This window comes from Singulisphaera sp. GP187, assembly GCF_900129635.1.
Lineage (GTDB): Bacteria > Planctomycetota > Planctomycetia > Isosphaerales > Isosphaeraceae > Singulisphaera.
The window spans coordinates 4,715,255-4,738,754 of record NZ_FSRB01000001.1 but is presented as its reverse complement, the minus strand read 5'-3'; the positions used below and the strand labels follow the sequence as shown (position 1 = coordinate 4,738,754).

Sequence of the window (23,500 nt, the reverse complement as noted above, 5' to 3'; positions counted from 1 at the left end):
GCTCCGGTTTTCAAGGATCGATTAAGAGAGCTGATATTCGGGCATCAAGAGAATGGCGTGCATGGTTTCGCGCACGCGACGCTCGGAGGGGGTGGTGCTCGGCTTGTCATTCGCGAGAAACGCAGCGAGTTTCCGGCTCGCCCGCTCGTCGACCTCGCCCGGCGCCGGCTGGAGCAGCAAGTCGAGCAGGAAGTCTACTTGCCCCTTGGGGTCGCGTGTCGACGCGTACTTGCGGACCAGGGCCGGCGGGTTGGTACTGATCCCCAACGGGCCTTGCGTGCCTTGGGCGACCTTCCAGGCGAGGTTATGGCGGGCCAGGAGTGTGGCCGTGTTCAGCCAGGCCTCGCCTCCGGCCCATCCTTTAACATTCGGAGGGGCGAACAGGGCCTGGCCGAGTCCGTCCATCAGGCGGGGCTGTTGCGGCGTTGAATAGTCGGTTTTCGGTTCTGCCTTCGCCTCCAGGCTACGGAGCATCCCGACCACGTATTCGACGGGGCTCTTGATTCGTTGGCGATAGGCCTGGTCCGAGAAGAAGAGGCGCGAACGGAGCATGGTGCCCACGAGCGCGGCCGTGTCGTAGCCCGAGTTGCGGTACTGGGCGGCGAGCGGCTCCAGCAGGGCGTCGGAGGGAGGCTCCCCTTCGCTGATCAGGTCGCGATAAAGCTTGCGGACGAGGAAGCGGGCCGCGGCCGGTTGCTCGAGCACGATCCGGATGACATCTTGACCGTCCCAGGTGCCGGTCTGGCCGAGCAACGACTTCTTGCCGTCGTCGTGCTGGAACCGGTTGAGGGTGAACTTCTGGCCGTCGGTGTGCCACCCTGTGAACGCCCGGGCGGCCTCGCGGACGTCGGTCTCGTTGTAGTGGCCGACTCCGAGAGTGAACAGTTCCATCAGTTCGCGGGCGTAGTTCTCATTCGGCTTGCCGCGGGTGTTGCTGTTGCCGTCGAGCCAGATCAGCATCGCCGGGTCGCGGCTCATCTCCTGGAGGAAGGGGGCGAACTTGCCGAGTGCGTGGCGGCGGATCAAGATGTTTTGTTGCTTCATCAGGCCCGGCTGGCGGACTTTGAGGATGCTGGTGGCGAAGTGGTTGTGCCAGAAGAGCACCAGGCGCTCGCGGAGCGGATGCATGGTGTGGATCAGGCGCTGAAGCCACCAGTCCTGGATCGCCGTTTCGCTCCCGTCCTGGGGCTGGAACTGGGGGTTGTCGGGGCCGAGCTGGTCCATGAGTTGGTCGAAGTCGTCTTGCCCCTCGCGGCCGGCGAGCAGCCGGTCGATCGTGGCCGCGGGCCCGCTGTCCAGGGCGGCCTGGAGCTCGGGCCAGGAGGCGCCGAAGGCTGCGCGGCGGTAGAGATGCCCGGCCCACTTGCGGTCCCAGGGGTCGTTGGCGGTCGGTGTCCAAGGGGCCCAGGCCTCGGCTGGGTCGAGTCCTTCGTTGCGGGACAGTCGCAGATTCATCGGGCCTCCTCCACGCCGGTCGCGCCGGCCGGGTCGATCGCCTCGAGGGCCGCGGTGGCCGCCTTGCGGAGCGTGGGGTCCGCCTCTTTCGTGGCTTCGCGGAGCGCGGGGACGGCCGCGCTCGCCTGGCCGTTCATTCGGCCGAGGGTCTGGATGATCTCGAGACGGAACTGGGGCGTCACGGGGAGCAGGGAAGGCGGCCCGGAGGTTGGACTGAAGGTGGCCCGGATGGTGGTGACGCCGCGGACGTTCGTGATGATGGTGACGGGCGGGGTGATGGACACGGGTGTTGGGAGGGAGGTCGAACCAGGGGCGCGGAGGGCCGGTGAGCGGAGGGCTTCGACCAGCACGGGGACGGTCGCCTTGGCGTTGTGAGTCACCTCCCAGAGCGCGATCGCGGCCCGGGCCCTGGTTTCGAGGTCGAGGGCATTCAGCACGCGTTCGAGCTCCGGGGCGGCCTTCTCGGCCGGCCGCCCGATCCGGCCGAGGGCCTCGGCCGAGCGGAGACGGATGAGCCCTTTTTCTTTCAGGGCCAGGGTGAGCGTGGGGACGGCCGGGGCGGCCGCGGGGCCGATCTGTCCGAGGGCCTCGACGGCGCGGAGGCGGTTGGGATTCGCCGGGTCCTTGGCCGTGGCGAGGAGGGTCGGGATCGCCGTCGCGCCGGCCTCGCCCCCCAGCTGCGCCAGCCCGATCGCGGCTTCCACGCGCACGGCCGGTTCCTTGTCTTGGAGCGCCTCGCGAAGTGCGGGTCTGCCGCCTTCAACCTCGCGGGCGATCGTCCCGAGCGCCCGGACGGCCTGCTCTCGGATTTCGGCCTCGTCGTCGGCGAGCCTCTGGACGAGGGGCTCGACCGCTGCCGGGCCGGTCAGCGCGAGGGCGGCAATGATGATGGATTGTTGTTGCGGGTCGCCCTCCGCGGAGGCTTTGAGCAACGGGTTGATCGCCGAGGCGCCGGCGACTCGGGCCAGGGTGCTTGCGAATTGGCCGGCGGCGGGGCCGTTGTTCCGTTCGTTCAGCCGCTCGACCAGGTGGGGGCCCGCCCGCTTCGCCGCCGCAGGACCGATCTGGTCCAGCGCCGCGAGTGAGAGAAGACGACAGTGGGGATCGTCCAGCAGGTCGGCGAGCACGGCGACCGCCTCGTCCGTTCGCCCGGGCAGGCGAGCGAGGGCCGTGGCGGCGTGCAAGCGGGTCATCTCGTCCTCCTCCTTGAGGGCCGTAGCGAGCAGGGGAGCGAGGTCAGGGGGGAGTGGGTCAAACCGGGCGAGGGCCGCCAGCGCGGCCCGACGCACGTTGACGTCTTCATCCTTCAGGCAGGCGGCCAGGACCGGAACGACGGCGGCGGCTTGCCGTTCGCCGTCGATCTGAAAGAGGGCGTCGGCCGCGGCGGCGCGGTCGCGCGCCTGTTTGCTTTTCAAGGCGAGCGTGAGGGCGGGGACTGCATCCTTCGCTCCGGATCCGAGTCCGCCGAGGATCTGGATCGCGAGCAGGCGACTGGCCGCGTCCTCGTTCTCGTCGCCCAGGCGGGCGGTCAGGGGGCCCACGGCGTCGAGTCCGACCATCGTCAGGGCGGTCAAGGCCGCGGCCCTGAGGGAGGCGTCGTCGTCTCCGAGGAGATCGATGAGCGCCGGGGCGGCGGGTCCGGCCGCGGGGCCGATCCGTCCCAGGGCATGGGCGACCTCGGTGCCGGTCGGTCCCTTGGTCGTCTTCAACGCCGCGGTCAACGCCGGCACGGCCTCGGGTCCGATCGCCCCAAGCGCCCGCGCGACGGCGGGGCCGAACGTGCTGTCGTTGGTCTTCGCGAGCTGCGCAGCGAGCGCCGGGATTGCGGACGTTGCCTCCGTGCCGATCTGGCCCAGCGTGGTGACGGCCTGGTTACGGACTAGGGTGTCGGGGTTGTCGAGGACCGCGATGATCGCCGGAAGGGCCAGCTTGGCCTCGGCCCCCCTGAGCAAGCCGAGCCCCTGGATTGCCTGATTGCGATCGAACGGCTGGGGAGACTGCAACACCTCGAGCAGGGTGGCCCGCGCCAGCTTGGCCCCGGCCGGGCCCATCTGAGCGAGCGCACGGGCCGCCTGGACGCGATTGAACGGCTGGTTGTCGTGGAGCAATCGTTCCATCGCGTCGAAAATGAGCGGCTCGTCGTCTCCAGGGCAGATCCGCCCGAGGGCCAGGGCGGTCTGCAACCGGTAGGGGGATTCGGTGTCCTCCAGCATTTCCGTCAGGGCAGGGATTGCCTCCTTCGCCGCGGGGCCGATCAGTCCGAGGGCTTGGGCCGCCTGGCCCCGGGCGTTCTGATCGGCATCGGCAAGCAGCTCAATGAGGGCAGGGATGGCCGAACTCATGTTAATGCCCGGCATTCCCTGGATCAAATTGATGGCCTGGTTGCGTAGGTTCGCATCGCCGTCCTTGAGCATCGCGACGACCGTCGGGGCCGCGGCCTTCGCCCCTGCCGGGCCCAAACGGCTGAGCACGCGCGAGGCCTGAGACCGTGTGTTGGGGTTGCCGTCCTTGAGCATTTCGGTCAGATCGGGGATCGCCACCTTCGCCAGCGGTCCGAGCTGGGCAAGGGCTTCGCCAGCCTGGAACGAGACATTTCCCTCGGGAGAACCGAGCAACTCCAGGAGCGTCGGGATCGCCCGCTTACTCTCGGCCAGGCCCAACCGCCGAAGCGCCGTGATCGCGCCGAGACGGACGTTCGGCTCCCCCGTCCTGGCGGCCTCGATCAGCACCGGGGCCGCTGACTTCAGTCCCGCCGGGCCCATCTGGCTGAGAGCCAGCGCGACCTGGTAACGGACCGAGAGCTCCGGATCCTTCAGTCGCTCCGTCAGTGCGGGGATCTCGGCGCTGGAACGGGTCCCCAGTTGCCCGAGCGTTGTGGCCGCCTGGGACCGGATGTCGGGGCGGGCCTCCTCCAGTGACGAGACGAGCCCCCGGAGCCCGGCCTTTGCCATGTCGGAGCCGGCCGGTGCGAAGGCGAGCGCCTGGGCCGCCCGGAGCCGGACCAGCCGATCGGAGTCGTCCAAGCGGTCCATCATCGCGGAGGCGATCGCCCGGTCCTGGCCGGGGTTGGGGCCGAGTCGGGCGAGGGTCTGGACGGTCAGCAGGCGGATGTTCGGCTCCGAGTCCTCCGAGAGCTCGAGGATCGCCGCGCCGAGGTTTGAATCCGGAGCCTTCGAGGACGGGGCGGATCCGGGAACGCTGATCGTCGAGCCCAGGCCGAGGCTTGACGACAAAATCGTGAGCGCGTTGACCCGGACCGCGGGGTCCGGATCCTTGAGAGTCTCCTTCAGGGACGAGGCCAGACCAGCCACCACCAGCGGACCCATCCGTCCCAGTGCCTGGACGGCCTGGGTGCGCACGGTGCCATCCTTGTCGCGAAGCGCCTCCGCGAGTGCGGGGGCCGCCGACTTCGCCGCGGGGCCGATTTGATTGAGGATCTGGATCGCCTGGAGACGGGTGGCGGGAAGCGGATCCTTGAGCATCGCGACCACGGCCGGCACCGCCGTTTCGCCGTCCGCCCCCAACTGCTCGAGCATTCGAACGGCCTGGTAGCGGACGGTGGAGTCCTTGTCCTTCATGGCCTCGATCAATGCCGCGGCTGCCTCCTTGGGGGCCTGAGAGGCGATCTGCTGCAAGACCTGGATCGCCTGGAACCGGACATTCTGGGCGGGGTCCTTCACCAACATCGACAGGACCGGGATCGCCGCCTTTGACTCGGAGCCGAGCAGACCGAGGAGCGGAACGACCTGGCCGCGGAAGTTGGCGTCACTCTCCTTGACCGCCTCGAGGATCGCGGGGACCAACTCCTTGGGGAGGGGGCCGAGCTGCCGGACGGTCTGCAAGGCCTGGGAGCGAATGTTGATGTCTTTCGACCCGATCAACGCGATGAGCTCCGGGGCCGCATCGCGGGCCGCCGGCCCCAACCGCTGGAGGATTTGCAGGATCTCGTTGTGCGTGCTTGGGTCGTCGTCCTTGAGAGCCTCGACCAGCGCCGGGACTGCGTTCTTGGCGAGGTTCTCCGGCCCGACGCGCTGGAAGAACAGCCTGGCCTGGTTGGCGAGGTTGCCCGTCCCGTCGCGGTTCCCGAACGCGGCGATGAGCACGGGAATGGCCTCATCGGCGTGCCCCAGTTCCCAGAGACTCTCGGCCGCCCTGAGCCGGGACGCCGGATCCTCCTCGTCAAGGGCCTCGCGGAGCGTCGGTAACGCCAGCGCTTCCCCCTCGGGGCCGGTCTGGCCGAGCACCCGGGCCGTGAGCACGCGGACGAACGGATCATTCCCGGCCAGCAGCCCGCGCAGGGCCGGGGCGACTTCCTTGGCCCGGGGCCCCAGACTCTCCAAGGTTTGACCGGCCATGGAGCGGATGCTGTCATCCCGGTCCGACAGCAGTTCCACCAGCGCCGGCAGGCTTTCCTTGACCGGCGGCGACACCCGGGCGAGGGCCTCGGCCGCTTTCATCCGGACGTACGCGTCCGGGTCGTCCAGGGCTGCGATCAAGGCGGGGACGGTCGCTGGCTGGACCAAGCTCGGATCGAAGCCCAACGGCGGTATCGCCGGGTTGACCGGGGCCTGGGCCGGGGCCATCTTGGTCATCTCCATCATCCCCCGCCGGGCGGCGATGGGGGTCGACCGACCGTTCCGGGACGGCGCGAACGCCTGCACGATCGCGCGACGGACCATCGTATCCTTATGCCCGAGCGCCTCGCCAAGCGCCGCCCGCGCGACCGAGGACGTCTTACCGGCCTTGGCGAGGGCTTCGACCGCACGCTGTCGGACCCAGGCGTCCCGATCCTCCAAGGCCCGGATGAGTGCGGGGATCGCCTCTTCCTCGTCGGGCTTGAGCATTCCCAGAGTCTGGGCCGCCCCCTCGCGGACCGATGGGTTCCGATCCGTCAAGGCCACCAGCAGGGTGGGAACCACGTCGGGGCCTTGCTTGCCAAGCGTCTCGATCGCGACGGTGCGGAGCTGCGTGTTGGCCTGTCGCTTGGCGTTATTGACCGCCGAGTATCGGCCAAAATTGCCGAAGTTCGGTGTGGGTGTCGGGAAGAGCCCCGGATTCGAAGTCGGCGAGTGCTCAAGCGAGAGAACGTCGATCAGAGGCGGCACCGCGGAGAGACCGTGCTTGCCGAGCGCCACGGCGGCCTTCTGCTGGGTCTGCAAGTCATTCCGGCGGAGCAGATCAGGCAAGGCGAGCACGGACGCCCGAATGCCGGGGCCGATCTGCTCCCAGGCCGCCGTGGCACTCGCCTGGATCCTCGCGTCGGCGTCGCTCCGCGCCGTCAGGAGCACGGGAAGCGCCCTCTTCAAAGGTCCGCCGACCCGGCCCAGCGCCGCGGCCGCGTTGACCCGGACCATCCCGTCCCTGTCCCCCAATGCCTCGACCAGCGCCGGCACGGCGGCCTTGGCCGTCGCACCCATGCCCCCGAGCGCCCGCGCAGCCTCGGCCCGCGCCTTCGCGTTCTCCCCCTTCAACGCGTCGACCCACCGCGTGACGGTCCCTTCCGCTCCGTCTGCCTCGTCGGCTCGGACGTCGAGGCCAGCTTGCAAGGTCAGGGTCGCCACCAGGACGACGACGAGTCTCAAGTGCTCGGCCGGTGAGCTGAGCCAGCCGGATCGGCCCGAAGTCAAAGGTCGTCCGCTGGAATCAGGCCGGCCGAACAACGCACTGCGGCAGGAAAGGATGGTCATCACAAACCTCTGTCCTGGTGGCCGCTCTTATTGATGGGAATGGCCTCAAGCATGCGCTCAGGAGAAACGCTTCGTCAAGACTTTTCAGCGGTTTGCTTTCGGGCGGGTGGTCGCGAAATGGAGGACAAAGGGGCCTCTTGGTCTCATCTCGCCCCGGTTGTCGCTCACAGGCGGTCCCAGCGGGCGTTCTTGGGAGGTCGATCGTTGACGGCGCCCGGCATTGCTAAGTATGATAGTGCTATCGCTCGGTGATAGCATGGTGCAGGGGCGAATGATGGCCAAAAGGAAAGCTCAGGGGGGAGAGCCGCCGAAAGGATCGGAAACCTCGGATCCGAATCCGCAGGAGCCACCACCTCGGCCCTTGATTAGCAACCGGCATCAACGCACCCTTGAAGCGATTTTTGAACGGCCTACCCGAGGTGACATTCCCTGGCGGGACATTCAGCAATTGTTCATTGCACTCGGGGGCGATGTGACCAACGGTGCCGGATCGCGCCGCCGGGTCAAGCTTGGTGAGCGGCGAGCCGTTTTTCATGAGCCGCATCCTGAGCGGGAAACGGACAAGGGGGCGGTTGTGGACGTCCGGGGATTTCTTATCAGCGCAGGGGTGAGACCATGAACGGTCATCGGCACTACAAGGGATACGTTGGTGTTTTTCAGGTTGACGATGAGGCGAACGTGATTCGTGGTAAAGTTATCAATACTAAGGACACAATCACATTTCAAGGGCGGACAGTCGAGGATGCGGTGAAAGCCTTCTGTGATTCGGTGGACGATTTTCTCAACTTCTGCGAGTCATTGGGCGAGCCACCAGAGAAGCCGTTCTCCGGCAAGTTCCTGGTGCGGCTCCGGCCCGAGGTCCACCGAGCGCTGAGTACGGCGGCCCAGATCAAGGGTGTGAGCTTCAACAAACTTGTGTCCCACGAGCTCAGAAAAGTGGCTCGCAGAGTCGATCCGCTCAAGGCCGCAACTCCGGCCGGGCCGGCCACTGTCAAGCTCAGCGCCAAGCCGAAGCGCCCCCGGAATCGGACCGACTCGGAGGGATGACTTTTGATCGGGCCTGAGGCACTGAGTGAGGGCCTTCCCTTGGTGACCGCTTGGCTTCGCGCGGTTGCAGCCCCTGGGTCAACCGCTGTCATTCGCTCAAGCCGGAGCCCGAAGAGTTGACGGGGGCGTAACGGTGTGGGGTGTGATTGTTGCTGACTCGGTTATGGGCTGTAGCGACGGAATCGCTCAGCTTGTTTTGTCGAGCCGGGCGGGTCCGGGTTCGGTTTCGGCGTCTTGCCACTTCATGGCGCGGGCGTGTTGCATCGGCGCGATCCGGAGGATGACCTCGCCTTTTTGGAAGAGGCGGACGGTGCCGGTGGATTGGCTGACGACGACGGCCAGGGCGTTGGTGACGTTGGTGATTGCGGCGGCGGCCCAGTGGCGGGTGCCCAGGCCCTTGGGAAGGGTGAGGCCGGAGTTGGGGGCGTCGATGATTCGGCAGGCGGACTCGACGGTGCCGTCGCGGCCGACGATGAAGCCGCCGTCCATCTGGGCGATCTCCTTGATGGCCTCGCGGACGCGGGGGTCGCGGAGGTTGCGTTCCTTGCGTTTGTAGCCTTTGAAGGGGTCGAAGCCGAGAGCGCGGGTGCGGCTCAGGACGTTGCGGACGTCGCCGACGACGATGAGGGTGCCGACGGTCTTGCCTTCACGGCCCTCGCGGCCGATCTCGACGGCCACGTCGACGACCGCCTTGAGGGTCTCGAACGGGACGGAGGTTTCGAGGGCTCGGAGGTCGCGCGAGCTGAGCTGCTCGAGGTGCTCGCCGAGCCGGACGACGGTGATCGAGTCGAGCGTCTCGGACTCGAAACCGGAGTAGGCCACCACCACGCGGGCGCCGGCGGTGAGTTGGTCGTTGGCCACGGCTTCGATCAGGGCCAGGGTGATCCGCTCGGTGATCGCGGACTCGGTGGCTTCATCGACCTCGATGGCAATCATCCCGGCCTCGGTGATCGCCTTGAGATGCCGCTCCGAGGCCTCGGCGATCATGATTCGGTTGCCGTCAGCCAGGGCGGCGATCGCCTCCCAGTTCATCGGGCCTTCGGGGAGGATCAGGACCCCCATCGCCCCTAGACGGCTGGCCGCCTCGCAGGCCAGGGCCAGGAGAATCGTCGTCGCCTTGTTCAGGGCGGTCGGCGTCACGGAGGCGGCCTCGCTCGGCGAAGGACTTCGGGTTCGGAATCCAAAAAAAAAAAGAAACAAGCAGAACCGGGGCTGCGGTGATTCTCGTTCACGCGCCCGGAGGGATCGTCACTCACTCAATTCGGATCAGGCCGGGTCGCCGCGGGCTGGAGGGAGACTCCGAAGCGAAGTCGCCAGCCGATGCGTCGCCCGGAAAAAGCAGAAGGGTGCGACTGACCTCGTCGCGCGAGCGCCAACTTGGCTGGGTCTGGCCTTGTTCCTCAAGACGAATCCGCCCCCTCCGCTTTTTCCCTGGGTCCATCGGACTCCGGGTGGCGGAGGGGGCGGGGTATCCCGACTTGGGGGATTCAGGCTCGAGGACTACTTGGCCTCTTCCTTCTTGGGTTCTTCCGGCTTGGCGGGCTCTTCGGCCGGAGCGGGCTTGGCCTCTTCCTTCTTGGGCTCTTCGACCTTGGCCTCTTCCTTCTTGGGCTCTTCAGCCGGAGCGGGCTTGGCCTCTTCCTTCTTGGGCTCTTCGGCCGGAGCGGGCTTGGCCTCTTCCTTCTTGGCGGGTTCAGCCGGAGCGGGCTTGGCCTCTTCCTTCTTGGCGGGTTCAGCCGGAGCGGGCTTGGCTTCTTCCTTCTTGGCGGGTTCAGCCGGAGCGGGCTTGGCTTCTTCCTTCTTGGGCTCTTCCTTCGGCTTGGCGGCTGCCTGAGCGTTGCGAACGGCCTTGATGTGCTTGTTCAGGATGGTCGCACGCAGGTCGTAGAACGCCTGAAGGCCCTTGGTGGGGGGATGGATCCGGACGTCTTTCGTCGCGTTGATTCCCTCGATCGACTTGTTGTAGCTGGTGAACCAGGCACCAAAGACTTCGGTGCTCACGCCGACGCGATCTTTGATCGCCTTCTCGTCGGTGGCGCGGCCCGTGAGCAGGATGTCGAGGATCGGCGGCGGATCGATTGAGGTCTGGACCAAGCCTGCATCCTGTGCGGCAACGATCGCCTCGGCCACGGCGCGGCGAGCGGCCTCGAGCTTGGCCTCAACCTCCGGGGGAATCGGAGCGGGGGTCTCGTCCTTTTTATCGTCCTTCACCGCGTCCTTGGGAGCGTCATCTTTCTTGACGTCATCCTTGGAGGCGTCCGCCTTCTTGACCTCAGGCGTGGAAGCGTCTTTCTTCTCGGGCTCCTGAGCGAACAACATGCGGGTTGTTGCGGTCAGACCGAGCACCAGGGAGAGCGACAGCGCGAGCGTGGCGAAACGGCGCACCAGAGAATCTCCTGAAATCGAGATAGTGTTCGGAGGATCATCCTCCCTCCATGCCCCGTGGGCCGGGATTCGCCGAGTGTAACGGTCCTCCGGTCCTAGTGCCAGGGCATCAAGACCCGTCCCGTGGCAAAAGTGGTGAAGACCCCGGCATTTTGACTGGTTTTCGCCTCGCTTGTGGTTCCTCAAAGAGCCAGGGTCGACCCGCCTCGGTTGGGGGGCAGGCCGCGAATCACGTCTCGATTTGACGTGCGATCGCACGCGATGCGGCGCCCCGTGCTTTGGGAGGAGCCGCTCCCTCGGTTTTCGCTTTCGAGGGGGCGGGGAGCGTCGGCCTTCGGTCGTCAAATGGCCTCGAAAGTCAGGGAGTTGGCGCGTTTCGCTCGGCTTGGGAAGAGGAGAATCGGCCCCCTTGGGAGAGAATTCGGAGATCCCGACTCGTTCGGACAAACTCTTGGACGGATTGTGTCGATAATCCACAACGAACGGGCTGAGCTGGCCTCTTGTCTTCGCTTGCCGATCGCGTTGCCGGAGGTCAGGGTCTCCCGCCATCGGATGGCGCCTGCCGGTCGAGCCGAGTTTTGGGAGTGTGCGATGAATGAGTCAATGACGCGACCCGCTCGGAGAGTCCGCCCGATGTTGGAGGGGCTCGAAGGGCGGACGCTGCAGGCGGCGAGTCTGACCGCGGCCGCGGCCATCGTGCCGGCCAACGCGCGGTTGCTCAACCGCGAGAATGGGATCTCGGTCCAGGACCGGCGGATGTCGTACACCACGCCGCAGGGAACCCGCGTCATCGTCACGCTGTATGGGGTCGGCAGCCTGGCCGGCTCGACCGTCGATCCCGACGGCGCCTTGAACGTCGTTTTTAGCGACACCGGACCCCAGACAGGCATCGTCGCCAAGGTCTCGGGGGGAACCCGCCGCGCCACCCTGAGAAGCATTCACCACAAGGATCTCAACCCCGACGACCTCAGCGGGATTGGCAGCAGCCTGCTCAACGTGGTGAATTTCAAGGACTTCGACCTGGTCGACAACGGTCGGATCAACCTGACCGGCGGGGTCCACGCGATCTACCTCAACTCGGTCGGCCGGAACACTCAGATCAACCTCCGCGAGGAGCCGATCGAGTTCCTCTCCAATGACGGCTCGACCCTGCCCACGTCGACCTCCTCGAATGGCGTGAACCTTGCGTTCATCACCAACCTTCTCGGGGCGAGCACGCTGACGAGCGTCGGCGGGCAGTTCGTCGCCGACTTCAACTCGATCGCGAACCACATCCCGACCGGGGGATCCGCCACCATCGGCGTGAACCCGGGGCCGCCGCCGGCTCCTCCCGGGGTCGTCGCCGTGATCAACCATATCAAGGGCGCTCCGCGGAGCACGTCCGGGATCGAGGATCCGCAGGTTTTCGGTCTCGATTCGACGACCCACACGCTGATCCGGTTCGACGCGACCACCGGGGCCGCGCTCCAGACGATCCCGCTGACCGGGATGGGAACGCCGAACACTGGGGTCGCCTTGGGCCGCAACGCCGGTCGGCTCGTCGCCCTGGTCGGCGATGGCACCAGCATCCGCGCCTTCGACGCCGTCACCGGCGATCCCGTCGGCCAATTCACCACGACCAACCTCGGGTCGCTCGGCCTGACGACCATCGACGGGATCGGTTCGACCGATACCCGAACCGTGATCTCCGACTCGACGGCGGGCGCGGGGGGCCTCGCGCTGCAGATCGACGTGACCGCCAGCCTGGCCACCGGGCATGCCGTCGCCGTGGGCCAGCCGTACCCCCCCCAACGCCAGTTCGAGCTTTCAGGCGGGTTGGCGAGCGTGCCAGCCACCCACACGATGTTCGCGACCGGGGCCGCCCACTTCGATACCTTCCAGCCCAACCTGGTCCAGTTCGGGGTCCTCTCCCTCAACACGGGCGACCAACTCAGCGAGACCGCGCGGACCCCGCTCAAGCAGAATGGAAACTTCGTCAACGCTGGTCCCGAGGGGTCGGTCGATAGTCAGCCTCCGCAGGTCCTCGGCAGCGTGGACCAGAACCTCGCTCTGGTCACCGGCGTCGCCAACGGCAAGAACGTCGTTTCGCTGCTCAACCCGCAGACCCTGGCCTCGAACGGAACCCTCACCCTCAATAATCCCAACCCGCTGACCGGCCTGAGCGAGTCGTTCCGGCCTGACCTCGCCAACTCGGCCCTGATCGACGTCCAGGGCAACGTCCAGTCGCTCCGCGCCAAGGATGCCACGGGCCTGGTGTTCAACGTCGCCGGCTATATCAACCTGGCCAAGATCAATCGTGCGACCGACTCGCTCATCATCGGTCAGCCCTTCGGCCATGCCGAGATCCCCAAGCGGTCTCACGTCGACATCATCTCGTCCCCCCGGCCGGTCGACGGCCGCAACGGCGTGCAGGTGAATAAAAACCTCAAGCAGATCGGCCCGTTGTCGTTGCCCGGCCGATAAGATTGATCAAGAGCCCCGGCTTTCGAATCCGAAGGCCGGGGCCGTCGGATCTCCTCTCCCTTCTCCTTCTGGCGAGCTGCCCGGCTCGATCCGCCTCCCCCCCCCATTCGCCTGACAAGGCTCGAAGTCGCGCCTGCCCGGCCCCCCCCGTCACACTTCAGCGAAGCGTAACAGTGGGGAGGGAGGAGTGGACCGCGAAACAGGATCAGCACGTATCCTCGCGGCAAAACCCCTGCCAAAGCAGTGATATTCAGCCTGCCGTCCCTCAAGGGGGTGGCAGGCTGAAGCCTATCCCATAAGACGGAAACGGTCGTTCATGCCTCTTGGGGACGGTCCACCAGGCCTTTGGGCCAGCAGGTTGGCATGGGTTGGTAACTTTTCTCATTCGGGCGAATCACTTGTTTTATTGAAGTGCGTATCAATGTTATTGAGATTGCTAAATATTAGCGAATGATTGTTGTTGGACAGTCAGGCGAGAATGATTGTGTGGGAGTGGCGTCGCAAGAGGCGGCCGAAGCGTTCCAGAAAGTGAGAATAGTGACGTCCCCGTTTCGCAACTCCGAAGCGGCCCGTACGGTTTTTTTGTGTTCTTGGTGTTGACAGCAGTGTTGACCTCGATGTTAGCCTGAAAGCCTCTCGTACGATTCATCGCCATTTCCAACACCGTTAACCAAACACGCCGGTGTCGGGCACCCCGCTCCCCCCATGGCCCGTGAAAACTCGGGGTCCGTTGACCGTGTGTCCTGCCTTGCCTCCTCTTTTTGGCGTCAATCCGGGTAGGCCCACGGGTTCTTCGTCCATTCCGTCTTCGTGGTGGAATTGTCATGTCTTGAGTCCCTTGACATTATGAGGGGAGCGAGGTCCATGAAACGACGAGGTTTTACCCTGATCGAACTGCTCGTGGTGATCGCGATCATCGCCGTCCTGATCGCCCTGCTGCTGCCGGCGGTCCAGGCGGCGCGGGAGGCGGCCCGGAGGTCGCAGTGCGTCAATAACCTGAAACAGATCGGCATTGGGTTGCATAACTACCACCAAGCCCACGACTGCTTCCCGCTGGGCGTGTCGCTCAACCTGTACCAGATGCCCAACACCTACCGGGCGAAGAACTCCTGGGGGCACCTGGGTTTGCTGCTGCCGTTCGTCGAGCAGCAGGCGGTCTACAATTCGGCCAACTTCAACTGGGGCGTCGAGGAGAACTCGGGGGGGACCATGCCCGAGGTCATCAATAGCACGGCGGCCGATACCCAGATCAAAGGCTATATCTGCCCGTCCGATCCGCTTGGGGGCAACGGCGGGGCGACGAGCTATGCGGCCAACGACCGCGACACCAGCAACTACTTCGGCTGCGTCGGCGCGACCACCAGCCTGTCCGTTCCCAACGGCGTTGACACCGGTCTCGTCGGAAGACTCCCCGACGCCGCGCGATTTCCCAGCACCGCGTCGACCGGGATGTTCACCTTCCAGGCGGCCTACGGCCTCCGCGACTGCACCGACGGGAGTTCGAACACGATCGCCTACTCCGAGGGCGTCGTGAACGGGACGAACACGACCGGCAAGTCGCTCCGTTACATGGGCGTCAAGAACGTCGGCATGGACGCCAGCTTCCGCCAACTCGATGTCCGGACCGCGGGGGCCGCCGTGCTGCTCTCGAACATCGCGATGTGCGACCAGTCGTGGCAGGCCGGTGGCAACTCCGACAACCAGGCGGGCCGCGACTGGGCCCACGGCTGCATGACGCAGACCCTGTTCAACACGATCGTCACCCCGAACGGCAAGAAGTGGACCCATTGCAGCAACACGGGCTCGACCACCATGGCCCCTTTGACGAACGCCAACAGCTATCACTCCGGCGGAGTCAATGCGCTGTTCTCCGACGGCAGCGTCAAGTTCCTCAAGGACTCGATCAACCAGAACACCTGGATGTCCCTCGGCACCAAGAATGGCGGTGAGGTGATCAGCGCCGACTCCTATTGACCGGTGACCGCCGAGCGATACTCGATTTCGGGCATCGCTCGGCGGGGTCAGACTCAGCCCCCCGCCGCCAGGTTCCGGACAAGGGACAAGCGTGGCCTCGGTGATTGGAACAAATCGACGCGCTTCCCAAGCGGATCACCCGGCTCCATAATCGGGAGTCATCGGATTCAGTCGACGGCGCCGATGCTCTGCCGAGTTCGCCCGGCCTGGTACGTCGTGTCGACGCGTCTATAGGGTTGATCATGGTGAAACGCCTGGGATTTTTGCTCGTGGTCCTGCTGGCCGGGCCGGTCGCGGCGATCGGGGCGGACGATCGCCTCTTCCGCGAGCAGGTTGCGCCGCTGCTGGAAGCGCGCTGCGTAAGCTGCCACGGCGGTCGTGCGCCCAAGGCGAAGCTTTCGCTCGCGACGGCCCAAGGTTTGGAGGCCGGGGGGGAGAGTGGCGCGGTGGTGGTGCCGGGTCGGCCCGAGGAGAGCCTGCTGCTGGACTCGATCGCGGGCGATCCGCCGGAGATGCCCAAGACCGGAGCGCTGCTCGAGCCGGCGCAAGTGGCCAGCGTCCGGACCTGGATCGCGCAGGGGGCGCACTGGCCGGAGGGCCTGACGCTGCAAGCCAAGCGTCCCGAGGCCGGGGACTGGTGGGCGTTTCGCCCGTTGGTCCGCCCCGAGATTCCCAAGGTCACCCACCGAGCATGGCCTCGCGCGCCGATCGATGCGTTTATCCTTAGCCGCCTCGAAGCAAAAGGCCTGACGCCGAGCCCCGAGGCCGACCGCCGGACCCTGATCCGTCGCTTGACGTTCGACCTGCACGGGCTCCCCCCCACGCCTCGGGAGGTGGACACCTTCGTGGACGATCCTCGCCCCGACGCCTATGAGCGGCTGGTCGACCGTCTGCTCGCGTCGCCGCGCTACGGCGAGCGGTGGGGCCGGCACTGGCTCGACGTCGTCCACTACGGCGACACCCACGGCTACGACAAGGACAAGCGGCGCGACCACGCCTGGCCCTATCGCGACTACATCATCCAGTCGCTCAACGACGATGTCCCCTACGCCCGCTTTGTCCAGGAGCAGATCGCCGGCGACAGGCTCTGGCCGGGCGATCCCCGCGGCGTCATCGCGACCGGGTTCGTCGCGGCCGGCCCCTGGGATTTCGTCGGCCATGTCGAGCTTCGCGAGGGGACCGTCGACAAGGAGAAGGCCCGCCTCAACGATCGCGACGACATGCTCGCCAGCACGATGTCGACCTTCCAGAGCCTGACCGTCCACTGCGCCCGCTGCCACGACCACAAGTTCGACCCGATCCCGCAAAAGGACTACTATCGCCTCCAGGCCGTTTTTGCCGGGGTCGAACGTGGCGAGCGGCCTTTTCTCACGCGCGAGTCGGCCGCCCAGCGCGCCACGCTCGAAGCGCGCAAAGCGGAACTGACCGCCCAGCTCGCAACCCTCAAGGCCAAGGCCGACTCGGCGACCAGTCCGGAACTCGTCCGGCTGGGCGACGAACTCGAGGCCCTGCGTGGCCAGCTCGCGGCTCTGCCCGGCCCGACGGCAACGGCCCCCAGCCCGTCCAACGGCTACCACAGCGGCATCGCTCCCACGCCCGACGTCGTGAAGTGGGTCCAGGTGGACCTCGGCCGCGCGGTGCCGATCGATGCGGTCCGCCTGATCCCGGCTCGGCCGACCGATTTCGCGGATACCCCAGGGTTCGGCTTCCCCGCTCGGTTCCGGGTCGAGCTCGCCGATGAGCCGACGTTCGCCCGCCCGTTGGTCATCGCCGACCAGTCGGCGGCCGATTTCGCCAACCCGGGCCTTGCCGCCTACGTCGTTCGTCCTCGCCCCGGTCAAGCCTCCGCGCGATTCCTCCGGGTCACGGCCAGCCGACTCTGGAAGCGGACCGACGACTACGTTTTTGCCCTCGGCGAATTGGAGGTGATCTCCGAGGGCCGTCGCGCCGCGGTGGCCGCCGTCACGGCGCTCGACTCGATCGAAGGGGGCCGCTGGGGCCGGGCTCGGCTCATCGATGGCTTCGATAGCCGCGCGCGGCTCGACGATCTTGCCGACCCGGTGGCGCGCGAGCGTCTGGAGTTGCAGTGCCAGGTGCAGGAGACCCGGTCGCGTTATGAGGCGCTGAAGGAGTCGCAGGTTGATACCGGGATCCGGGACGGGATCGATCGGACCGTCGCGGAGCTTGCCGCGCTCGACGGGCAAGTCAAGGCGCTGTTGGCGGCTGACCAGGTCTACGCCGTCGTCGCACGCACGCCGAGGCCGATCCACTTGCTCAACCGCGGCGACGTCGAACAACCGGGCGAGGCCATTGCCCCCGGCGCCTTGTCATGCTTGTCCGGCCTCGATTCCGACTTCCGCGCGTCCGCCGCGAAGGAGGAGGGGGCGCGTCGCGCGGCGCTCGCCGAATGGATCGGCAACCCGCGCAACGTCCTGACCTGGCGTTCGATCGTCAACCGGCTCTGGCACGGCCACTTCGGCCGGGGCCTGGTCGACACGCCCAACGACTTCGGCCGCAACGGGTCGATGCCGACTCATCCCGAACTGCTCGACTGGTTGGCGGTCGAGCTCCTGGAAAAGGGCCAGTCCCTGAAGGGTCTGCATCGGTCGATCGTCTCAAGTGCGACCTACCGCCAATCGTCGCGGCACGACCCGAACGCGGCCGCCCAGGACGCGGATAACCACTGGCTCTGGCGGATGAATCGCACCCGGCTCGACGCCGAGTCCGTCCGCGACGGTGTGCTCGCCGTCAGCGGCACGCTCGACTCGAAGATGGGGGGGCCTGGCTTCGAGCCCTTCCGGTTCAAGGACGACCACTCGCCGATCTACGACCATGGCGACCCCGACCGGGCGGACAGCCCCGAGACCCGGCGGCGAACGATCTATCGGTTCATCGTCCGGAGCGTTCCGCACCCGTTCCTCGAGTCGCTCGACTGCGCGGATCCGAACATCAACACCCCGGTCCGCGCGGCCACCATCAGCCCGCTCCAAGCCCTGGCCCTGCTCAACGACCGGTTCATGATCCAGCAGTCACGGGCGTTCGCCCACCGGCTCGAAGCCCTGAGCGACGACCCCGCCCGGCGGATCGACGAAGCGTACCACCTGGCGCTCGGCCGTTTTCCTCGCCCCGAGGAACGCGCGACTCTGGCCGCGTTCGCGGAGAAGCATGGCCTCGCGAACGCCTGTCGGATCCTATTTAATGCAAATGAGTTTGTGTTTATCGACTAGAGCCGCTTCTTGTTCAACCGAGCCTTCTTCAACCGAGCCGCGCACGCAGCGCAGCGGAGTAAGCGATCCCAGATTGACGTTCCGTGATGCCGTGCGCGGCTCGGTTGAAGCTTGGATCATCGCCGGAGTCGGCCCCGGACCGTGCGTCCGGGACCGCTTTGTGTTCCTACCGCCGCTGGGTTACCAGTTACCAGGGGCGAGGGCGGTGGATGTAGATCGGCGGAATGCCGTCCCCAGGCCGGTTCGCCACCAGACCGCCACCGGGTGTACGATAGACCGGCAATGGGGGGAGTCCGTCACCCCGCCGGTTGTACAACGGAGGCAGACCATCCCCCGGTCGGTTGTAGATCGACCCGCCGCGATAGCCACCGTAGCCGCCACGATAGCCGCCGCCATATCCGCCACGGTAGCCGCCGCCGTACCCGCCACGGTAGCCGCCGTGGTAACTTTCCCCATAATACCCGCCGCTGTAGGGATAATCCGCCTTCGCCTCACCAGCGGCCAAGCAACCGACCGCGACCGCCGCCAAACCGAACAACTGGGCTGCCATCTGATGGACACGCATGAGTTCCGACTCCTTGGCTCGTTGCACTCTTCATGATTTCGGTCACCTCGGTACCCAGCTATCCGCAAGGAATCGCGCGAATGTGCAACGGTCCGCCAAAGATTTTTGACACGGTCGCCTCGTTACCGGGTTTTCCGCCCGGGTCCATCAACCCATTTGTCGGTGCCACAGTGTCAAATGAGCCAGCTCATGCGAAGGCCCAAAGACAGGGAGTTCACGCTCCCTGTCTTCCGGCGGACGAAGAACCCCCGGTAATTGTGCTATTGACTCGAAGATTGGTCTGCGGCCGCCTTGCCGGCACTCGCCGCCTGCTGTTCAATACGACTGTGTTCGCGTTCGTCGACGAGGGAACCTTGTCGGCGGATCGTATGGCTTTTGCCTCGTAGGCGTGGGCACGCCACACCAGGATATTAGCTGACGTCGGTGTGAACTTTAAATGACGGAGAATCGCTGCCATGAGACGAGTTCGTCCCTGGATGTCGGCTCTGGCTCTTCTGTTCATTGTTGCTGTCACCCTGGTTAGCGCGGCTCGGGCGGAGGACCTGGCTTCCCAGGTTGACGAGTTCATGGAATCGCGCGTCCAGCGCGATCGCTTCAGCGGATCGATTCTGGTGGCCCGCGACGGCAAGGTGCTGGTGCGGCGGGGCTATGGCATGGCCAACCTCGAGCATGACGTCCCCAACATGCCCGAGACCAAGTTTCGGCTGGGCTCGATCACCAAGCAGTTCACCGCGATGGCGGTCATGATCTTGCAGGAACAGGGCAAGATCGACGTCCATGAGAAAATCAAAAAATACTTGCCCGACGCCCCGCCCGCGTGGGACGAGATCACGGTGCATCACCTGCTGACCCACACCGCGGGGATCCCGAGCTTCACCGGCTTTGCCGACTACCCGACCATGATGCGGCGACACATGACCCTGGAGAACCTGGTCGCCAGCTTCAAGGACAAGCCGCTCGAGTTCAAGCCGGGCGAGCGGTTCGCGTACAGTAATTCGGGTTACGTCTTGCTCGGTCTCTTGATTGAAAAGGTTTCCGGAAAACCGTACGCGAGTGTGCTTCAGGCGTCGATCTTCGAGCCGCTCGGGATGAAGGCGACGGGCTACGACAACCCGCTCCCGGTCCTGAAGCACCGCGCATCGGGCTACTCCGGTCCCGGACCGTTTCGTATGAATTCGTCGTTTGTCGATATGACGGTTCCCCACGCCGCTGGGGCCCTCTATTCGACGGTGGACGACCTTTTCCTCTGGGACCAGGCGCTTTTGACCGAGACCCTGGTGCCCAAGGCGGCGCGTGAGGCGATGTTTACGCCCGAGAAGAAAAACTATGGTTACGGCTGGGGCATTACGAAGTTGTTCGGCCGGCGGACCGTCTCCCACGGCGGCGGGATCAACGGGTTCGTGACCCACCTCTTGCGGCTCCCCGAGGACCAGGTCTGTGTCGTCGTCCTGAGCAACGTCGAGGGGACGGCCGTCGGGGCGCTGGCCGAGGACCTGGCGGCCGTCACTCTGGGGGAGAAACCGAAGCATGAGAGCGGGGGTAAAGAGGCAGTGAGTTCGCGTAAAGAAACGTTGGACCTGAAGGGGAAGCCGTGATTTGGGGTGGGCACTGTCGAATCCTCTTCCTCGGTGACGCCGGGCCGGCCTGATCTTGAATGATGCGCAGGCCCAGGGTGCCTGGTTGGGGTTGGCTTCCCTGCTCGCGGGCCACGGCGGCGAGCTCGAGGCACCGCCGCATGAAGCGTTCGTGGTCAGGCCGGGTCATTCTGAGATCCCCGAGGATTCTGCCCGCCGAACCTCCTCAAGCAACGCCCGATACTTATCCGGCTGCCACGGCAAGCCGTACTCCAGCCCGACATCCATGAGCCCGCCGTAGTGGTAGGGGTCGGTCTCCCAGACCGGGGCGCGGCCGATCGCGTAGATCGCCTGGCGCTGCTCCGGCGTCAGCTCCTCGGGGGTCACGCGCCGGAACCCTGTCCTGGGGTCGGTCCCCAGGGTTGACGGGTCCGGGAACACGAGGCCCAAGAGGGTGGTGTTGACCTCGGCCCCGCTCCACGGGTTGCTCACCAGCTCGGCAGCCCGACACATGGCGGCGAGGACCGACTCGGTCGGCTCTGGCTTCGCGGCCGTGATCGCCGCGCACGCGTGGGCGATGGGACCGAGCCAATGCCACCCGACCAAGTCCGGAGCATCGGGGGACTGGACCGCATCGAGAAGGACGTTGATGCACTCCGCGGGCGCCGACTTCCCGAGGATCACGGCCAGCGAGATCGCAGCGGCCAGACGGACCGAAGGCGCTTCACCGGGCGACAGGCAGGCAAGGAGCGTCGGAACGTCCGACCGGTCGTTCCGATAGCGGGCGAGGATTCCCAGGCAGAGGAGGGCGTTCGCGCGTTCCTTCGGGCCGGTTTCGCGAACGAGAGCGTCGCGCACGAATCGCACTGACTCCGGCGCGGCTCCCGGGAACCATGCGAGAGCCTTGACGGCAGCCGCACGCACATCGGGGGCCTCATCCCGGGTCAGGCCCTGGAGCGTGACGATCCGCCCGATCACCGCTTCGTAGGCGTCCCACTGCCACAGCGCGTCACGACCGGGCTCGAAGTCCTCTTCCTCTTCGGGCTCCGCGTCCCGAATGCGCTCGATCTCCTCCGGCCCGCCCAGGGTCTCAATTTCGGCGAACCGTTGAGCAGAATCGAATCCCAGCGGGACGTGCCATTCCGGATAGCCGATGGCGAGGTTCGTCAGCAGACGGATGAGCCGCACCCTGTCCTTTGCGGACGGCGACTCCAGCAGCTCGAACAGGAACGGGACGGCGGGAGCGCTGGCCCGATACCAGGAGCCCTGATGGCAGATGCTCCCTTCGAGGACATCGAACGCCCGCTTGCGGATGGCGGCATCGTCCGAGGCCAGCTCGCGAATCCAGCCGGGCACCTCGCCGGCCGGGCCGTAGGCGTGGGTCAGCCGCTCCCAGTCGATCCGCTCCCGCCCTTCGAGCATGGCGACATCCCCCGACCAGATGGACCCAGATTCCGGCTTCGCGTTCGTCTCGTTACTTCAGGATACCCCTCGGCCGTTTGTGGCTACCTTTTCGGCTCGTACCGCATCGCTACCGCCCCCGAGCGGAACTCCAACCGGCTCACGAGTTTTAGCTCGACATGCTTCGATAGCCCCGCGAACAACGTCGGCCCGTTGCCCGCCAGCCTGGGATGCACCACGAACTCGTACTCATCGATCAACCCCAGCTCCGCCAACGCCAGCGGAAGCTTCACACCTCCCACGAACAGCCCCTTACCCGACACCCGCTTGAGCTGCTGAACGGCCTCTGACAGATCCCCACGCACGAGCTCCGCGTTCCAATCGACACGGTCTAGGGTGCTCGACACGACGTACTTCTTTGCCGCGTCGATCGTCCGGGCGAAGGGTTCCGTCCAATCAGGACTCGCTCCCGTCCGCGCCGACGGACGGAACGCCGCCTCCATCATCTCGTAAATTACCCTCCCAAAGAGGAGGGCATCGGCCTGTTCGAGGTTCTCGACCGCGTGCCGGTGCAGCTCTTCGTCCGCGGGAATCGCACGATGATCGCAGCACCCGTCCAAAGTGACGTTGATAGAATACCGAAGAGGCCGCATTTGTCAGTTCTCCAGAGGTGGCTTACGTTGCGTCTTTCGCCTTCCTGACTTGCCGTTCTTCTCCACTCGCAGATTCCAGGCGAACTGGAGTCCTTTGAGCAACTGCTCGGGAGTCGCCTCCGCCAGTCGGACGTGCGTCGCGCCCATCCGCCCCCAACCGCCAGAGACAGGAAAGAACACTTCCGGGGCCTCGTCGATGAGCGACTGCTGCAGCTCAGGGGAGAGCAGTAGGTTCCCCAGCCCGAGATGTCTATGGGCGAGGGTTGCAAAGATGCGGCCGCCGACGCGGAAGTCGGCAGCCCCCATGTGAGCGCTCTCCTCGGCGTCGTCAAAGCCGAGGGCCAACTCTCGAAAGTCGTTCGCGTTCATGAACGATGCTCTCCCTGGCGACGCGTGGGGGGGGAAGCCCGTGAAGTGACTTCAACCCAGCCCGAGCCTCTTCGATCTGGTACGAGATGGCCCTCCCGTCCCTCCTCGCTAGAATGCCCGAAGCTCCTCCGACGGGTTGAACAATCGGTGCTTCCCGGCGGCGGCCCGAACGACGGTCAGCCCGCCCAGATGGCCGCACGCATGGCCAGCGATGATTTTTAGCTGAGCTGCTCGGCCAGTCCGACAATGATGCCCTCAGGCCCGCGGATGTAGGCTAGCCGGTACGTGTCCTCGTACTGCATCTCGCCGATGAGCTCGGCCCCGTGGGCGCGCATGCGTGCAACGACAGCGTCGATGTCATCGACGGCGAACATGACGCGACGGATGCCCAGCGTGTTCACCGGCGCGTCCACGGGGCCGAACCTGATCGCGTTGGGCGTGTGGAACTTGTCCAGCTCAATGCCCTGCCCATCGGGAGTCCGCATCATCGCGAGGGTGGCCCGGACATCCTTGAGCCCGATCAGGCTCCCGACCAAAGGCCCTTCGACTGTCGTCTCGCCCTCGAGCTTGAGACCCAGTTCGATGAAGAACGCCTTGGCGGCTTCGAGATCGTCGACAACGATGAGGACGTTGTCCATCCGTTTAACCGTCATAGGTTACCTCAGTATGGCCCACAGGATACTCACCCAGAAGTGTGACG

15 protein-coding genes are annotated in these 23,500 nt (G+C 65.8%); 6 read left to right on the top strand and 9 right to left on the bottom strand.

What is annotated here, in order from left to right; translation table 11 throughout:
• Positions 1-21: 21 nt before the first annotated feature.
• Entirely contained in the window at positions 22-1,455 is a 1,434-nt protein-coding gene (locus BUS42_RS18290; protein WP_074308544.1) for a DUF1800 domain-containing protein, read from the bottom strand.
• The gene (locus tag BUS42_RS18285) at positions 1,452-7,142 is read right to left on the bottom strand and encodes a HEAT repeat domain-containing protein (protein ID WP_074308542.1); all 5,691 of its coding nucleotides are present in this window, start codon (positions 7,140-7,142) and stop codon (positions 1,452-1,454) included. Before BUS42_RS18285 ends, BUS42_RS18290 begins: the two co-directional genes overlap by 4 nt.
• A gap of 364 nt (positions 7,143-7,506) precedes the next feature.
• Between BUS42_RS18285 and BUS42_RS46530 the strand changes: the two genes are divergently transcribed.
• Both BUS42_RS46530 and BUS42_RS18275 read left to right on the top strand, forming a co-directional pair.
• Positions 7,507-7,761, top strand: coding sequence for a type II toxin-antitoxin system HicA family toxin (locus BUS42_RS46530; protein ID WP_074311204.1), 255 nt, complete (start codon positions 7,507-7,509; stop codon positions 7,759-7,761).
• Positions 7,758-8,189, top strand: a complete 432-nt coding sequence (locus BUS42_RS18275; RefSeq protein ID WP_074308540.1) for a type II toxin-antitoxin system HicB family antitoxin — start codon at positions 7,758-7,760, stop codon at positions 8,187-8,189. Before BUS42_RS46530 ends, BUS42_RS18275 begins: the two co-directional genes overlap by 4 nt.
• Positions 8,190-8,375: 186 nt before the next feature.
• On the opposite strand, the gene BUS42_RS18270 is transcribed toward BUS42_RS18275, so the two are convergent.
• Together BUS42_RS18270 and BUS42_RS18265 are read right to left on the bottom strand one after the other, a co-directional pair.
• Entirely contained in the window at positions 8,376-9,329 is a 954-nt protein-coding gene (locus BUS42_RS18270) for a DNA integrity scanning protein DisA nucleotide-binding domain protein (protein WP_074311202.1), read from the bottom strand.
• Between the two features lie 360 nt (positions 9,330-9,689).
• Positions 9,690-10,574: a hypothetical protein gene (locus BUS42_RS18265; RefSeq protein WP_074308537.1), complete on the bottom strand. Its 885-nt coding sequence runs from the start codon at positions 10,572-10,574 to the stop codon at positions 9,690-9,692.
• A gap of 591 nt (positions 10,575-11,165) precedes the next feature.
• On the opposite strand from BUS42_RS18265, the gene BUS42_RS18260 reads away from it, so the two are divergent.
• The 3 genes from BUS42_RS18260 (at position 11,166) to BUS42_RS18250 (ending at position 18,238) form a co-directional block, all read left to right on the top strand.
• Positions 11,166-13,037: a YncE family protein gene (locus tag BUS42_RS18260; RefSeq protein WP_074311200.1), complete on the top strand. Its 1,872-nt coding sequence runs from the start codon at positions 11,166-11,168 to the stop codon at positions 13,035-13,037.
• 864 nt (positions 13,038-13,901) lie between these two features.
• Positions 13,902-15,011, top strand: coding sequence for a DUF1559 domain-containing protein (locus BUS42_RS18255; RefSeq protein ID WP_074308535.1), 1,110 nt, complete (start codon positions 13,902-13,904; stop codon positions 15,009-15,011).
• 242 nt (positions 15,012-15,253) lie between these two features.
• Entirely contained in the window at positions 15,254-18,238 is a 2,985-nt protein-coding gene (locus BUS42_RS18250; protein WP_074308533.1) for a PSD1 and planctomycete cytochrome C domain-containing protein, read from the top strand.
• A gap of 187 nt (positions 18,239-18,425) precedes the next feature.
• Here the strand turns inward: BUS42_RS18250 and BUS42_RS18245 are convergent, their stop codons facing one another.
• Entirely contained in the window at positions 18,426-18,803 is a 378-nt protein-coding gene (locus BUS42_RS18245) for a hypothetical protein (protein WP_074308531.1), read from the bottom strand.
• A gap of 455 nt (positions 18,804-19,258) precedes the next feature.
• On the opposite strand from BUS42_RS18245, the gene BUS42_RS18240 reads away from it, so the two are divergent.
• Entirely contained in the window at positions 19,259-20,398 is a 1,140-nt protein-coding gene (locus BUS42_RS18240) for a serine hydrolase domain-containing protein (protein WP_074308528.1), read from the top strand.
• Positions 20,399-20,563: 165 nt separating this feature from the next.
• Here the strand turns inward: BUS42_RS18240 and BUS42_RS18235 are convergent, their stop codons facing one another.
• The 4 genes from BUS42_RS18235 to BUS42_RS18220 form a co-directional block, all read right to left on the bottom strand.
• Complete coding sequence (locus BUS42_RS18235; protein ID WP_074308525.1) at positions 20,564-21,799, bottom strand: HEAT repeat domain-containing protein; 1,236 nt, start codon at positions 21,797-21,799, stop codon at positions 20,564-20,566.
• An 83-nt stretch (positions 21,800-21,882) separates the two neighbouring features.
• Complete coding sequence (locus BUS42_RS18230; protein ID WP_074308523.1) at positions 21,883-22,431, bottom strand: dihydrofolate reductase family protein; 549 nt, start codon at positions 22,429-22,431, stop codon at positions 21,883-21,885.
• Positions 22,432-22,434: 3 nt separating this feature from the next.
• On the bottom strand, positions 22,435-22,800 hold the full coding sequence (locus BUS42_RS18225; RefSeq protein WP_074308520.1) for an MmcQ/YjbR family DNA-binding protein: 366 nt from the start codon (positions 22,798-22,800) through the stop codon (positions 22,435-22,437).
• Between the two features lie 218 nt (positions 22,801-23,018).
• On the bottom strand, positions 23,019-23,453 hold the full coding sequence (locus BUS42_RS18220) for a VOC family protein (RefSeq protein WP_074308517.1): 435 nt from the start codon (positions 23,451-23,453) through the stop codon (positions 23,019-23,021).
• Positions 23,454-23,500 lie beyond the last annotated feature (47 nt).

What these genes read in the sequence shown, in the direction of transcription:
- BUS42_RS18255 (WP_074308535.1), top strand. Translation starts at nt 13,902, where the DNA reads ATGAAACGACGAGGTTTTACCCTGATCGAACTGCTCGTGGTGATCGCG.
- BUS42_RS18275 (WP_074308540.1), top strand. Translation starts at nt 7,758, where the DNA reads ATGAACGGTCATCGGCACTACAAGGGATACGTTGGTGTTTTTCAGGTT.
- BUS42_RS18240 (WP_074308528.1), top strand. Translation starts at nt 19,259, where the DNA reads ATGAGACGAGTTCGTCCCTGGATGTCGGCTCTGGCTCTTCTGTTCATT.
- BUS42_RS18220 (WP_074308517.1), bottom strand. Translation starts at nt 23,453, where the DNA reads ATGACGGTTAAACGGATGGACAACGTCCTCATCGTTGTCGACGATCTC.
- BUS42_RS18260 (WP_074311200.1), top strand. Translation starts at nt 11,166, where the DNA reads ATGAATGAGTCAATGACGCGACCCGCTCGGAGAGTCCGCCCGATGTTG.
- BUS42_RS18225 (WP_074308520.1), bottom strand. Translation starts at nt 22,800, where the DNA reads ATGAACGCGAACGACTTTCGAGAGTTGGCCCTCGGCTTTGACGACGCC.
- BUS42_RS18285 (WP_074308542.1), bottom strand. Translation starts at nt 7,142, where the DNA reads ATGACCATCCTTTCCTGCCGCAGTGCGTTGTTCGGCCGGCCTGATTCC.
- BUS42_RS18235 (WP_074308525.1), bottom strand. Translation starts at nt 21,799, where the DNA reads ATGCTCGAAGGGCGGGAGCGGATCGACTGGGAGCGGCTGACCCACGCC.
- BUS42_RS18230 (WP_074308523.1), bottom strand. Translation starts at nt 22,431, where the DNA reads ATGCGGCCTCTTCGGTATTCTATCAACGTCACTTTGGACGGGTGCTGC.
- BUS42_RS18250 (WP_074308533.1), top strand. Translation starts at nt 15,254, where the DNA reads ATGGTGAAACGCCTGGGATTTTTGCTCGTGGTCCTGCTGGCCGGGCCG.
- BUS42_RS18245 (WP_074308531.1), bottom strand. Translation starts at nt 18,803, where the DNA reads ATGCGTGTCCATCAGATGGCAGCCCAGTTGTTCGGTTTGGCGGCGGTC.
- BUS42_RS18290 (WP_074308544.1), bottom strand. Translation starts at nt 1,455, where the DNA reads ATGAATCTGCGACTGTCCCGCAACGAAGGACTCGACCCAGCCGAGGCC.